The 13,452-nt window shown below is 68.6% G+C and carries 14 protein-coding genes; 3 read left to right on the forward strand and 11 right to left on the reverse strand.

Going from position 1 to position 13,452, the window contains the following annotated elements:
- Positions 1-8: 8 nt before the first annotated feature.
- On the reverse strand, positions 9-1,748 hold the full coding sequence (locus tag CFP71_RS17455; protein WP_093934916.1) for a glycerol-3-phosphate dehydrogenase/oxidase: 1,740 nt from the start codon (positions 1,746-1,748) through the stop codon (positions 9-11).
- Between the two features lie 235 nt (positions 1,749-1,983).
- Between CFP71_RS17455 and CFP71_RS17460 the strand changes: the two genes are divergently transcribed.
- Both CFP71_RS17460 and glpK read left to right on the forward strand, forming a co-directional pair.
- Positions 1,984-2,739, forward strand: a complete 756-nt coding sequence (locus tag CFP71_RS17460) for an MIP/aquaporin family protein (RefSeq protein WP_208635975.1) — start codon at positions 1,984-1,986, stop codon at positions 2,737-2,739.
- Positions 2,740-2,753: 14 nt separating this feature from the next.
- Entirely contained in the window at positions 2,754-4,268 is a 1,515-nt protein-coding gene (glpK, locus tag CFP71_RS17465; RefSeq protein WP_093934917.1) for a glycerol kinase GlpK, read from the forward strand.
- A gap of 99 nt (positions 4,269-4,367) precedes the next feature.
- On the opposite strand, the gene CFP71_RS17470 is transcribed toward glpK, so the two are convergent.
- The 6 genes from CFP71_RS17470 to CFP71_RS17495 all read right to left on the reverse strand — a co-directional run bounded on the left by CFP71_RS17470 (position 4,368) and on the right by CFP71_RS17495 (position 8,813).
- Positions 4,368-5,006 (reverse strand): hypothetical protein, encoded by a 639-nt coding sequence (locus CFP71_RS17470; protein ID WP_208635976.1) that lies wholly within the window; start codon positions 5,004-5,006, stop codon positions 4,368-4,370.
- A gap of 119 nt (positions 5,007-5,125) precedes the next feature.
- Positions 5,126-5,671 (reverse strand): hypothetical protein, encoded by a 546-nt coding sequence (locus tag CFP71_RS17475; protein ID WP_093934918.1) that lies wholly within the window; start codon positions 5,669-5,671, stop codon positions 5,126-5,128.
- Between the two features lie 5 nt (positions 5,672-5,676).
- A complete protein-coding gene (locus CFP71_RS17480) occupies positions 5,677-6,336 on the reverse strand; it encodes a class F sortase (RefSeq protein ID WP_093934919.1) in 660 nt (219 codons plus the stop codon).
- Positions 6,337-6,474: 138 nt separating this feature from the next.
- Positions 6,475-6,840 (reverse strand): hypothetical protein, encoded by a 366-nt coding sequence (locus CFP71_RS17485; RefSeq protein ID WP_093934920.1) that lies wholly within the window; start codon positions 6,838-6,840, stop codon positions 6,475-6,477.
- Between the two features lie 15 nt (positions 6,841-6,855).
- Positions 6,856-7,305, reverse strand: a complete 450-nt coding sequence (locus CFP71_RS17490; RefSeq protein ID WP_093934921.1) for a hypothetical protein — start codon at positions 7,303-7,305, stop codon at positions 6,856-6,858.
- A gap of 104 nt (positions 7,306-7,409) precedes the next feature.
- Positions 7,410-8,813: an NAD(P)H-quinone dehydrogenase gene (locus CFP71_RS17495; protein WP_093934922.1), complete on the reverse strand. Its 1,404-nt coding sequence runs from the start codon at positions 8,811-8,813 to the stop codon at positions 7,410-7,412.
- A 127-nt stretch (positions 8,814-8,940) separates the two neighbouring features.
- On the opposite strand from CFP71_RS17495, the gene CFP71_RS17500 reads away from it, so the two are divergent.
- Positions 8,941-9,393, forward strand: coding sequence for a gamma-glutamylcyclotransferase family protein (locus tag CFP71_RS17500; RefSeq protein ID WP_208635977.1), 453 nt, complete (start codon positions 8,941-8,943; stop codon positions 9,391-9,393).
- 63 nt (positions 9,394-9,456) lie between these two features.
- Here CFP71_RS17500 and CFP71_RS17505 read toward each other — a convergent pair whose 3' ends face one another.
- The 4 genes from CFP71_RS17505 to meaB form a co-directional block, all read right to left on the reverse strand.
- Positions 9,457-10,299 carry a DUF559 domain-containing protein gene (locus CFP71_RS17505; RefSeq protein WP_093934973.1) on the reverse strand — a complete coding sequence of 281 codons (843 nt, stop codon included), beginning with the start codon at positions 10,297-10,299 and terminating at the stop codon, positions 9,457-9,459.
- A 258-nt stretch (positions 10,300-10,557) separates the two neighbouring features.
- A complete protein-coding gene (locus CFP71_RS17510; protein ID WP_093934924.1) occupies positions 10,558-11,856 on the reverse strand; it encodes an amidohydrolase in 1,299 nt (432 codons plus the stop codon).
- A gap of 239 nt (positions 11,857-12,095) precedes the next feature.
- Positions 12,096-12,395: a hypothetical protein gene (locus CFP71_RS17515; protein WP_093934925.1), complete on the reverse strand. Its 300-nt coding sequence runs from the start codon at positions 12,393-12,395 to the stop codon at positions 12,096-12,098.
- 57 nt (positions 12,396-12,452) lie between these two features.
- Positions 12,453-13,451: a methylmalonyl Co-A mutase-associated GTPase MeaB gene (gene meaB / locus CFP71_RS17520; protein WP_093934926.1), complete on the reverse strand. Its 999-nt coding sequence runs from the start codon at positions 13,449-13,451 to the stop codon at positions 12,453-12,455.
- Between the last annotated feature and the right edge of the window lies 1 nt (position 13,452).

Here is a 13,452-nt window from a genome sequence, read left to right on the forward strand (position 1 = left end):
GCGAAGGATCAACTCACCGGTTCGATGATCCCCGTCCGCGCTTCCGGTGCGGCCGAGCGCAGCGCGTCGGCGGCCTCGTCGCTCGGCTGCGACTGGGACTCCCGTTCCGCGTCGACCCGCGCCGTGTACACCTCGACCTCGCGCTTCTCCTGGTCCTTCGACCAGCCGAGTACCTCGCCGACCAGGGTGGCGACCTGAGCGGCGCAGTCGACGCCGCGGTGCGCGTACTCGATCGAGATCCGCGTCCGGCGCGCCAAGACGTCTTCCAGGTGCAGCGCGCCCTCGTGGCTGGCCGCGTAGACGACCTCGACGCCGAGGTAGTCCGGAGCGTGCTCCAGCGGCTTCAGCAGTTCCGGCCGTCCTTCGCCGAGCGCGAGGACTTCGTGCACCATCGAGCCGTACCGGTCGAGCAGGTGACGGACGCGGTACGGGTGCAGCCCGTGCTCGGAAGCCAGGTGGTCGGCCTGGTTCACCAGCGCGTGGTAGCCGTCCGCGCCGAGCAGCGGCACCTTGTCCGTGATGGACGACTGCGGCCTGCCGGGCAGGTCGACGGCCGCGGCGTCGACGGCGTCGGCCGCCATCACCCGGTACGTCGTGTACTTGCCGCCCGCGATCGCGACCAGTCCCGGCGCGACCCGGGCGACCGCGTGTTCACGCGAAAGCTTCGAAGTCTCTTCGCTTTCCCCGGCGAGCAAAGGCCGGAGCCCCGCGTAGACGCCTTCGATGTCGTCGTGGGTCAGCGGGGTCGCGAGCACGGTGTTGACGTGTTCGAGGAGGTAGTCGATGTCGTGCTTCGTCGCGGCGGGATGCGCGAGGTCGAGATTCCAGTCGGTGTCGGTGGTCCCGACGATCCAGTGATTGCGCCACGGGATGACGAACAGCACGGACTTCTCGGTGCGCAGGATCATGCCCGATTCCGAGACGATCCGGTCGCGCGGGACGACGATGTGCACACCCTTGCTCGCGCGGACGCGGAACCGGCCTCGGCCACCGGAAAGCCGTTGCAGCTCGTCGGTCCAGACGCCGGTGCAGTTGACCACCGCGGAAGCGTGGATCTCGGTCTCGCGGCCGTCCTCGACGTCGCGCACCTTGACACCGGAAATGCGGTCCGCCTCGCGGAGGAAACCGACGACCTGGGTGGAAGTGCGCACCACGGCGCCGTAGTGCGCGGCGGTGCGGGCGACGGTCATCGTGTGCCGCGCGTCGTCGGATTGCGCGTCGTAGTAACGGATCCCGCCGATCAACGCGGACCGCTTCAGCGCCGGGACCATCCGCAGCGCGCCCGCGCGGCTCAGGTGTTTCTGGCCGGGGACCGACCGCGCGCCGCCCATCGTGTCGTACATCAGCAGGCCCGCCGCGGTGTACGGACGTTCCCAGATCCGGTGGGTCAACGGGTACAGGAAACTGACCGGCTTCACCAGATGGGGTGCGATCGTCGTCAGCATCAGCTCGCGTTCGCGCAGAGCTTCCCGCACCAGACCGAATTCCAGCTGTTCGAGATAGCGGAGCCCGCCGTGGAAAAGCTTGCTGGACCGGCTGGACGTTCCCGAGGCGAGGTCGCGCGCTTCGACCAGGGCGACCCGCAGACCACGCGTGGCGGCGTCGAGCGCGGTGCCCGCACCGACCACTCCGCCGCCGATGACGACGAGGTCGAACTTGTCCTCACCCAGCCGCTGCCACGACTCTTCCCGCTTGAGCGGTCCCAGCCTGGCGGGGCTGTTTTCGGCTTCGCGCTGAGAGCTTGCCACGTGACATTCCTCCTTGGTGCCGCTGTGGCTCCAGCATCGCACGATCGGCCACGACGGGTCCGTTATGCGGGTGACACGTGTGGCGTAACCCTCGTCGATCTTGAAAGAATTCGTCCGCTCAACGCCTGGAAGGAACAAATACGCGACGGTAACGTGCGTCGGACGTGGGTCGGCAAGGGCGCCGTAGCACACCGTGTACGACCCTGCGCGGAATGTCCAAAGTGGAGGTCGTACGGTGAGTGTGGGAGCCATATTCGTTTGGGAGCTGCTGGGAACGGCGGTCCTGATCCTGTTGGGCAACGGCGTGGTTGCCAACCACGTGTTGCGGAAGAACAACGGCCACAACGGTGGCGTCGTGATGATCACCCTCGGGTGGGCGTTCGCGGTCTTCGCCGGCGCGAGCATCGCCGCGCCGAGCGGCGCGCACCTCAACCCGGCGGTCACACTGGGCCTCGCCATCGCGGACAAGACGAAGTGGGCGGACGTCCCGATCTACTTCGCCGGTCAGCTGGTCGGCGCGATCCTGGGCGCGGTGCTCTGCTGGGCCGCCTACAAACTCCAGTTCGACGACCACCCCAACCGCGACGAGACGCTCGGCATCTTCTCGACCGCGCCGCAGATCCCGAACAAGGCCTGGAACCTCGTCACCGAGATCATCGGCACCTTCGTGCTGGTGGCGTGGATCCTGCTCAGCCCGGTCTACGCCAACGCCGCGGGTGAGGGCGGCACGCCGAACTTCGGGAACTCCGCGCTCGGCTACGCCGGTGTAGCGTTCGTCGTGCTGGTCATCGGCCAGTCCCTCGGTGGCCCGACCGGTTACGCCATCAACCCGGCCCGAGACCTCGGCCCCCGCATCGCGTACACGTTCCTGCTGCCCATCAAGAACAAGGCCAACCCGAACTGGGGCTACTCCTGGGTCCCCGTCGTCGGCCCGCTGGTCGGCGGTGCCCTGGCCGCCCTGCTCTTCCTCGCCGTCCACAACCTCACCTGAGACTGGAGTTTTCGATGACTTCGTACGTAGCCGCGATCGACCAGGGCACCACGTCGACCCGCTGCATGATCTTCGACCACTCCGGCCGGGTCGTCGCCGTCGACCAGCGGGAGCACGAGCAGATCTTCCCGAAGGCGGGCTGGGTCGAGCACAACGCCGAGGAGATCTGGGAGAACACGCGGGCCGTCGCGGCGGGCGCGCTCGCCAAGGGCGACCTGGTCGCCAGCGACGTCGTCGCGGTCGGTATCACCAACCAGCGCGAGACCACCCTCGTCTGGGACCGCACCACCGGCAAGCCGGTGTACAACGCGATCGTCTGGCAGGACACCCGCACCGACAAGATCGTCAGCGATCTCGGCGCCCTCGGCGGCGGCCAGGAGCGTTACCGCGCGAAGGTGGGCCTGCCGCTGGCGACCTACTTCTCCGGACCGAAGATCAAGTGGATCCTCGACAACGTTGACGGCGCCCGCGCCAGGGCCGAAGCGGGTGACCTGCTCTTCGGCAACATGGACACCTGGGTGCTGTGGAACATGACCGGCGGGGTCGACGGCGGCGTGCACGTCACCGACCCGACCAACGCGTCGCGGACCATGCTCATGGACCTCGACACGCTGGCCTGGGACGCCGAGATCGCCGAGGAGATGACCATCCCGCTGGCGATGCTGCCGGAGATCCGGTCGTCCTCGGAGACCTACGGCAAGGTCCGCGAGAAAGGCGCGCTGGCCGGGGTCCCGATCTCGGGCATCCTGGGCGACCAGCAGGCGGCGACCTTCGGGCAGGCGTGCCTCTCGCCGGGTGAAGCGAAGAACACCTACGGCACCGGCAACTTCATGCTGCTCAACACGGGCACCGAGAAGGTAATGTCGGACAACGGGCTGCTCACCACGGTCTGCTACAAGATCGGCTCGAACGACACGGTGTACGCGCTCGAAGGGTCGATCGCGGTCACCGGTTCGCTCGTGCAGTGGCTGCGGGACAACCTCGGCCTGATCGGCTCCGCGGCCGAGGTCGAGCAGCACGCCCGCAGCGTCGAGGACAACGGCGGCGCGTACTTCGTTCCGGCGTTCTCGGGCCTCTTCGCCCCGTACTGGCGCTCCGACGCCCGCGGCGCGATCGTCGGCCTCACCCGGTTCGTCAACAAGGGGCACATCTCGCGAGCGGTCCTGGAGGCGACGGCGTTCCAGTCGCGCGAGGTGATCGACGCGATGAACGCCGACTCCGGCGTCCCGCTGAAGTCGCTGAAGGTCGACGGCGGCATGGTCGTCAACGAGCTGCTCATGCAGTTCCAGGCCGACATCCTCGGCGTGCCCGTGATCCGCCCGGTGGTCAACGAGACCACCGCGCTGGGCGCGGCCTACGCGGCCGGTCTCGCGGTGGGCTTCTGGAAGAGCGAGGACGACATCCGCAACAACTGGGCGCAGGACAAGCAGTGGGACCCGTCGATGGACGAGACCCGCCGCGAGTCCGAGTACCGCAACTGGAAGAAGGCCGTCACGAAGACCTTCGACTGGGTCGAGGGCGAAGACTGACCCTCGCTCGCTGATCCCCGCGGTCCGTGAAGGCCTCCTTCCCTACCTTGAGAGTAGGAAAGGAGGCCTTCACGGATTTACGCGTTCAGCGTTCCGAGGTCAGCCGAAAGCGCCGCCACCGGTCTGCGGCGCACCCGCGGGCTTGACCTTCACCTGCGGTGTCTTGCCCGGAGACGTCCCGCCCGGTGACGGCGTCACGCACGGCTTCGTCAGCGCGGCCGGGACGACGGCACCCTCGCTCGACGACTGGCTACTGGACGGCGGTTCGCTGCTCGAAGAAGGCGGCTTGCTGCTGGACGGCGGGTTGCTGCTCGACGGCGGTTTGCTGCTCGACGGCGGCGTGTTCGAAGGCGGCGTCGTGGCCGGCAGGCAGACGATCTCGAACTCGACGGTCGCCGTGCCGCTGGCGGCGGGCAGGTTCGGCCCGCCGTCGCAGTGGAAACTCGCCTTGAACTTACCGACCTTCCCGGCCGCTTTCCCGTGCCCGAGGTACGGCGCCTGGTTTCCCGAGCCCGGCCGGTTTTCGAGCGTGACCGGACCGGCCAGCCCCGGTGACGTCACCGCGGTGCGCGTGCCATAACAGCTGGCGGTGAACTCCAGCGCCTGTCCGGGCGCGACCTTCGCCGGGCTGACCCAGAGCTTCGGTGGCGGCGCGGTCGCCGACGCCTGCGGGGCGATGACCACCCCCGCCGTCATCGCGAGCAGACCCGCGCCCGCGACGATTCCCTTGATTCCCATGATCTTTCTCCCTCAGTGCGAGCCCTCGCATCAGGAACACCCTCGGGAAAGGGAATCGGTTGCCTTTCGAAAGCAAAAGACTCGTGAGTGGCTAGGACGGTTCTAACCGTCCTAGCCACTCACGAGAAAGGGCCACCACCGGTTTGCGGCGCCCCCACCGGAATCTTCGAAACCTGCCGCCCCGCCCCCGGCTTGACCGGAGCCACCGAAGACCCGGGCGGCACCGGTTTCCCTGTGGAGACAGTAGGTTTCGGCGGTTTGCCCGACGAAGACGAAGTCGGGACGGCCGCCACTTCGAGGTTGATCGTCACCGTCTTCGTCTTGCAGATGGCCGTGACCGCGTAGAAACCCGGACGCGCCTTGTCGCCGATATGCGCGACGGCGCCCTGGATCACCGGGCCCTCCGAGGTGACCTCGAACTTCCCGACGCGGTCCAGCACCATCGATTTCACCTCGCCGAGATCGGCGACCGGGCAGCCGACGGAAACCAAGACGTCTTCTCCCGCCTTCGATTTCGACGGCGAAACCGCGATGAACGGGTACTGCATCGGCGGCGGCGTGAACGACGTCGTCGGCGGGGCCGAGACGTCCTGCGCGAGCGCGACCGCCGGCGCGGCCAGGACCGCTCCGCACACCACCACCAGGACGGACCGGAACTTGATCATGGACCTCACCTCGCGATCAGCCGAGCGAAAACGATGATGTTGTCGAGATAGTTGCGCGACGCCTTGTCGAAGACCCCGCCGCAGGTGATGAGGCGCAGTTCCGGCGCGGTCGTGTCGCCGTAGACGGCGTCGGTGGGGAACTTGTCCTTCGCCACCCGCTCGACCTTCGTGACCGCGAACTCGGCCGTCGTGCCGTCCTTTCGGCCGACCGAGACTTTGTCGCCGGGCGCCAGCTCCTTCAGCCGGAAGAAGATGCCCTTCTGCTTGTTCCCGTCCACGTGCCCGAGGATCACCGAAGGCCCGACCTCCCCCGGGGTCGGCCCGTTCTCGTACCAGCCCGCCTGCATCGGCCGGGTCACCGGCGGCACCTCGACGGTGTTGTCCGCGTTGAGCCCGAGCGGGACCAGGCTGGACTTCGCCTCGATCTTCGGCACGTCGATCGAGACGGGATCGGCCTTCGGCATCCCTTCGACGACCGTCCCCCCGTCGGCGGGCACCCCCTGTTCGGCCGGCGGCGTCTCCGCCTGGCTCACGTCCCCCGGCGGCGCCGCCTGTCCGATCTCCCCCGGACCGGACAGCACGAACGCCAGCGTCACCAGAACGGCCAGCAGGACGACGGCGAGCGCCAGCGGCGCCCCTCGCCCCCGAATCCATGTCGACTTCATGTCCACCCCTCGAGGAAGCGGCACGAGACCGGTCCCGGCCCCCAGACCGGGACCGGCTCGTCGTTCACCCCCACGCCTGCCATACGCTCGAACCCGCCCCGCCGGTTGCCCGCCCAGGTCACGAAATGATCGCGATCGCTATTCCCCGCCTGCCCGCACGGCACCGGTCGGCACCTTCGCGACCTGCTTGGCGAGCACCGTGAAGATGACGGTCGACTTCCGCCCCCGGCAGGTCAAGGTGACCGGGTACTTGCCCGGTTTGATGTTCTTGACCGTCGCGGACCACTTCACGCGGTCGACGGCGAGTGCCGACGAACTGACCTTCGGGCCGCTGTCGCACCGGAAGTTCAGCCGGATCTGGTCGCCGGGCCGCCCCTTGGCCGGCGAGAGGCTCAGCGGCTTGGCATTTCCCGCCGGAGACGGAGAGGTCGCGAGAACGGCACTCGGAGCGAGGAGAAGCAGACCGGCGACCGTACCGGCGGTGAACAGAATGGCGCGCTTCATGCGATTACCCCCTTTTCAGGAAGCCATACTGCCGTCACCCGCGTGCGCGGAACCGGACGGCACCGCGCTCACCTGTCGGGCAGGTACCGAAAACGTTGCCGTATAAGACTTTCCGTTGCAGTTGACGGTCAGCGGGTAGCTACCGGGCGCGGTGCCCTTCTTGAGCTCGACCTCGGCGCTGACGTTCGCCGGGACGCCGATGAGCGGCCCGTAGTCGTATTTCCCGATGCTCAACACCGGCGAAGAGAACGTCGTCGACGCCGGCGCCTTCAGGCCCTCGCCGCCGGGGCACTGCGCCAGCGCCACGTTCGCGTCGCCGTGCACGTACTTGTTGACGAGCCCCAGGTCGTAGGCCGTGTTGTCGTTGAGCTGCACCGTGACACCGCCGGGATCGGGCTGGGGTTGCGCTTGCTGAGCGAGACCGGTCGCCGGACCCGCCAGCAACGCCGCACCGATCGCCACCACTCCGACGACACTCCTGCGAACCACGAAAAACCCCTAGCTGTCAACGAAACACCGACACGCGCTAGACGCGGGCACCCCCGCGATGGTTGCTCGGACGACGAAGATCAGTCCAAGTCGTCGTGCCGCATCAGCTGACGGCCCGCCTCGGTGATCGATCCCGAGAGCGACGGGTACACCGAAAATGTCAGTGCCAGGTGTTCCACTGTGAGCTGGTTCTGGACGGCGAGCGCGATGGGAAGGATGAGTTCGCTCGCGTTCGGCGCCACGACCACCCCACCGACGACCACGCCGGTGGCGGGGCGGCAGAACAGCTTCACGAAACCGCGTCGCAGGCCTTCCATCTTCGCGCGGGCGTTCGTCGCGAGCGGGAGCATGATGGTGCGGGCGGGCACCTCACCCGAGTCGATCGCCTGCTGGCTGATGCCGACGGTCGCGATCTCGGGGTGGGTGAACACGTTGGCGGCGACGGTCTTGAGCTTGATCGGCGCGACACCCTCGCCGAGCGCGTGCCACATCGCGATGCGGCCCTGCATGCTGGCCACGGAGGCGAGCATGAGCACCCCGGTGCAGTCACCGGCGGCGTAGATGCCGGGCGCACTGGTGCGGGAAACGCGGTCGACGCCGATGAAGCCGCCGGGGCCTGCCTCGATGCCGACCTTCTCCAGGCCGATGTCGGTGGTGTTGGGCACCGAACCGACGGTCATCAGCGCGTGGCTGGCTTCGATCACGCGGCCGTCGGCGAGGTGGATCTCGACGCCCTTTTCGGTCCGCACGACCTTGTCGGCGCGGGCCTGCTTGGCGACCGTGGTGCCGCGCTGCGAGAAGACCTCTTCGAGCACGGCGGCGGCGTCGGCGTCCTCGTGCGGGAGCACGCGGTCGCGGCTGGAGACGACGGTGACCTTGACGCCCATCTCGGTGTAGGCCGAGGCGAATTCGGCGCCGGTGACACCCGAACCGATGACGGCCAGGTGCTCGGGCAGCTCGCGCAGGTCGTAGAGCTGACGCCAATCGAGGATGCGCTCGCCGTCCGGTACGGCGCCGGGCAGCACGCGCGGGGTGGCGCCGGTGGAGATGAGGACGACGTCGGCGTCGAGCACCTCGGTCGAGCCGTCGTGCAAGGTGACGGCGACCTTGTGCGTGGCGAGCCCGGCCTCTTCGTCGTCGAAGCGGGCCTGGCCGATGACGACGCGGACACCCTCGCGCTGGACACGGGCGCGAATGTCGGCGGACTGCGCGAGCGCGAGGCCCTTCACGCGGCCGTGGACGGTCGGCAGGTCGACGCTGGTGTCGGCCATGTCGGTGTTGATCCCGAGCTCACGCAGGTCGTGCATGTTCGCGAGCGCGCCGGAGGAGGCGATGAACGTCTTCGACGGGACACAGTCGTAGAGCACGCAAGCGCCACCGAGACCGTCGCGTTCGACGATGGTGACGTCGGCTCCGTGCTGGGCCGCGACCAGTGCCGCTTCGTAACCGGCGGGGCCTCCGCCCATGATCACGATCTTGGTCACTGGTCTCCTCCTCGCAGCGGTGTCTGTGACTGCGTTTACCGTACGCGGGCGACCGCTGGGCGGATTGAGTGGCCGGACACGGCATGTGCGTCCAGCCGGGTGACCGGCGGGTCGCTACTCTGTCACCGTGCCGTTGTATGCCGCGTATGGATCCAATATGGAGCCCGCCCAGATGCTGGAGCGCGCTCCGCACTCGCCCATGGCCGGCACCGGCTGGCTGGAGGGCTGGAGACTGACCTTCGGCGGCGAAGACCTCGGCTGGGAAGGCGCGCTGGCGACCATCGTCGAAGACCCGGGCTCCCGGGTCTTCGTCGTGCTGTACGACGTCACGTCGCTGGACGAGCCCAACCTCGACCGCTGGGAAGGCGGCGAGCTGGGCATCCACTCCAAGATCCGGCTCCGCGTACAGACCATGGACGGCTCCGTGCTGGCGTGGCTCTACGTCCTGGACGCCTATGAGGGCGGCCTCCCGTCGGCGCGCTATCTCGGCGTTCTGGCCGACGCGGCCGAGACGGCCGGAGCGCCCGCAGACTACGTCGACGCGCTCCGCACCCGCCCCTGCCAGGGCATCTCCGGCTGATCACGCGAGTCCCGCCCCCAATCACGCGAGTTCCGCCTCCAAGCACACGAGTCCCGGCTCTGATCACGCGGGTCGCGCTGTTCGGCGCTCGAACGCACCCCGCAACTCGGCCAGCAACCGTCGTGGATCCCGCAGATCGGCCGCCGTCGCGCGGATCGTGATCCACCCGCGGGCCGCCATTCGGGCATCGCGCTCAGCGTCGTAGCCCTGCCTGCCCTCATGAGCGGCGTAGCCGTCGTACTCCAGGGCGATGCGCAGCTCGGGCCACGCGAGGTCGAGCACGTACAGCCTCCGCCCGTCGACGGTGTGGATCTCGTACTGGCCGACCGGTATCGGCAGCCCTCCCTCCACGACGATCAACCGAAGGATGCTCTCCGGCGGCGATTCGGCCTCGCCCGTGGCGAGTGCGAGCAGCATCTGTGCCCTGTGGATACCTCGCCGATCGCGACGGTCGATGATGCGATCCCGGACGTTGGTGTGCAGGATGCCCCGATGGTCCGGCGCGAGGTTGTGCAGCGCCTCTTCGAGCGCGGCGAACGCCGTTCGCTTGTCGCCGTCGCAGAGGTGGTCGGCCAGCGCGCGGTCCAACGAGAACACTGGAAGCTCGTCCAGTTCGAGCACATCGGACGGGTGAAATTCCGCCCTGTGCACCACGAGCCCCGACCTCGATTCGACCCGTCTCGAGTAGGGGACGGTCAGGTGGACCACTGTGCTCTCAGCGGCCGAAATCCCATGTAGGGCAAGAGATGTGGCGCCGGAAAGCACCGCGGGCGGGCCGACCGCGAGCAGCGCCGCCTGTGCCAGAGTCGGCAACTTGAGCAGATCCGCCGCATGGACGATCACGCCTCGCCACGGCTGAGCCAGCACACCAGCCGCCAGGCCTTTGACGACGGCTCGTCGCCCCAAGATCTTGTCCGCCTCGCCACGCGAGACGGCCCCATGACGTCCTCCCCAGTTGATCACGTCTTCGAGAATCGAAGATCGAACCGGCCTTGGGAAGGGGTGATTCGACAGCTGTGGATAACTTGTCCGAGCTGTGGATAACTCTGTGCACGGATGTTCGGACCCGATAGGGCGAACATCCGTGCACAGAGACGGAACTCGCGTGATTGAAGCCGGAACTCGCGTGATTGGAGACGTGACTCGCGTGATTGGAGGCGGAACTCAGGCCAGGGTGGCCAGGGCGGTGTGGACCAGGGTGCGGACCCCGCACAGGAGCGAACGCTCGTCGAGGGTGAAGGTCGGGCGGTGGATGTCGGCCATCGGGCCTTCACCGGGCCACACGCCGAGACGCGCGAAGGCGCCCTGGACGTGCTCCAGGTACCACCCGAAGTCCTCGCCACCGGACGACTGCTCGGTCCCCGCCACGGCGTCCTCGCCCAGCGCGGCTTCGACACCGGCCCGCATCAACGCGTGCGACTCCGGGTCGGAGACGACCGGCGGCACCCCGCGGCGGTAGTCGAGGGAGAACCCGACGCCGGTCGGCGCGAGCAGCGACTCCACCGAAGACGCGACGAGCGGCTCCAGCATCGTCCAGACCTCGTGGTCCGCCGTCCGGAGCGTGCCGCGCAGCACCCCGTCCTGCGGGACGGCGTTCGCGGCCTGCCCGGCGTGCACCGCGCCCCAGACCAGGACGGTCCCGGACCTCGGGTCGACGCGCCGCGAAAGGACCGCGGGCAGCGACGTGATCACCGTGCCGAGCGCGTGCACCAGGTCCGCGGTCAGATGCGGCCGCGAGGTGTGCCCGCCCGGCGAGGTGAGCCGCAGCTCGATGAGGTCGGCGGCCGAGGTCAGCGCGCCTTCGCGCAGACCGACCTTGCCGACCTCGAGCCGCGGGTCGCAGTGCAGCCCGTAGATCCGCTCGACGCCTTCCATCGCGCCGGCGGCGATCATGTCCAGCGCGCCGCCGGGCATGACCTCCTCGGCGGGCTGGAAGATGAGCCGCACGCGTCCCGGCAGCTCCGGCGCACCGGCCAGCGCCCGCGCCGCGCCCAGCAGGATCGCGGTGTGCGCGTCGTGCCCGCACATGTGCGCGGCGCCTTCGGTCTGGGAGGCGTACGGGAGCCCGGTGGCCTCGGTCAGCGGCAGGGCGTCCATGTCGGCGCGGAGCGCGACACAGCGGTCACCGCTGCCGATGTCGCAGACCACTCCGGTGCCCGAAGGCAGCACCCATGGCTTGAGCCCCACCGAGCGGAGCAGGGACATGACCATTTCGGTCGTGGCGAACTCGTGGCGGGAGAGCTCCGGGTGCGCGTGGATGTGCCGACGCCACGCGAGGACGTCGGTGGCGTTCGCGCGGAGCCAGTCGTCGAGCCAGAAAGGGCCGCGCCCGGCGCCCAGATCATGCACAGGTGCCATGCTGACGCCGGCCTCGGAAATCAGCGCGGTGGACGCCTCTATAGGGGCAACAACGCGACCCTCGGGGTCGCCTGGAATGTCCGGTCGTGAGTCGAGCACGGTCACGCCGCACCTCCTCCCGCAACACTGTTGCCTTCGTCTACCACCGTACGGGTGGCCGCTGAAGGCACGCTGGGTGCCGTTCGATCTGTGATACGCATTTGCGATAGATCGTGCACCATGCAGATGACAAGCCGCTCGTCGAGTGATCGAGCCGGAGATGGCCGGTAGTGGATCTGCGATGAACGGCTACGAGGAGTTCGGCCCGGGCTAAGCGGAGAGTCCTTCTACTTACGGGTAGCGGTTCAGGACTTCTTTTTCTTGGAGCGCGAGCGACGGCCGAGGATCACCAGGCCCAGCAGGATCGCCGCGGCGACGCCCGCGATGATCTTGTGTTTGGTCTCCTGGCTGTTGGCCTTGTCGGTCTCGGCGGGGTCGAGCACCGGCCCCGGCGGAGGCTGCCGCAGCGTGTCCTGCACGGTCGCTGCCTGCGCGATCGCCGGCGCGGGCGCCTGGATCTCCACAGCCTGCGCGGCGGGCGCGCAGACGATCAGCCCGGCGGCGACCAGTCCGGCCAGCCGCCCGAGACGAGACCTTGTAGGCATGACTCCCTTTCGTCGGCAGAATGCGCCTTAGATTCTGCACTCTGCCGCCTTCCCGCGTCAGCCGCCACGCGGAGGACCGGAGAACGCCTCCAGAATCCGTTGAGCGGCCAGCGTCGGAGTCAGTTCACCGTCCCGGACCGCCCGTTCGACGTCGGGAACGACCGCTCGCACGTCCGGATGCGCCGCGAGGCGCCCGAGCAGCTGTTCGCGGACCATCGACCAGGTCCACTCGACCTGCTGCCGCCGTCGCCGCCCGTCGAGTTCACCGGACGCGGTCAGCACGTCGCGGTGACGGCCGATTTCGGCCCACACCTCGTCGAGCCCGACGTCGGTGAGCGCGCTGCACGTCAGCACCGGCGGGGTCCACTCGGCGTCGCGCCCGTAGATCATCCGCAGCGCGCCGGACAGCTCACGGGCCGCGCGCTTCGCGTCGCGCTCGTGGTCGCCGTCGGCCTTGTTGACCGCGATGACGTCCGCGAGTTCGAGAACGCCCTTCTTGATGCCCTGCAACTGGTCGCCGGTGCGGGCCAGGGTCAGGAACAGGAAGCAGTCGACCATGTTCGCCACGGTCACCTCGGACTGCCCGACCCCGACCGTCTCGACCAGCACGATGTCGTACCCGGCCGCCTCCATCAGCACGATGGTCTCGCGGGTCGCGCGCGCGACACCGCCGAGCGTGCCCGAAGTGGGCGAAGGGCGGATGAACGCCTTCGGGTCCACCGCGAGCCGCGCCATCCGGGTCTTGTCGCCCAGGATCGAGCCGCCGGTCCGCGTCGACGACGGGTCGACGGCCAGCACGGCGACCTTGTGCCCGGCTTCGGTCAGGTCCGTGCCGAGCTGGTCGATGAAGGTCGACTTGCCGACACCGGGCACGCCGGTGATGCCGACCCGCTGCGCGCCACCCGCGTGCGGAAGCAGCTCGACGAGCAGTTCCTGAGCCTGCGCCCGGTGGTCTTCGCGGTTGGATTCGACGAGCGTGATCGCCCGCGAAAGCACCCCGCGGTCACCCCCGAGGACGCCCTTGGCCAGCTCGCCGACGTCGATCTTGCGCGGCAAG

It is taken from the genome of Amycolatopsis thailandensis (assembly GCF_002234405.1).
Taxonomy (GTDB): domain Bacteria; phylum Actinomycetota; class Actinomycetes; order Mycobacteriales; family Pseudonocardiaceae; genus Amycolatopsis; species Amycolatopsis thailandensis.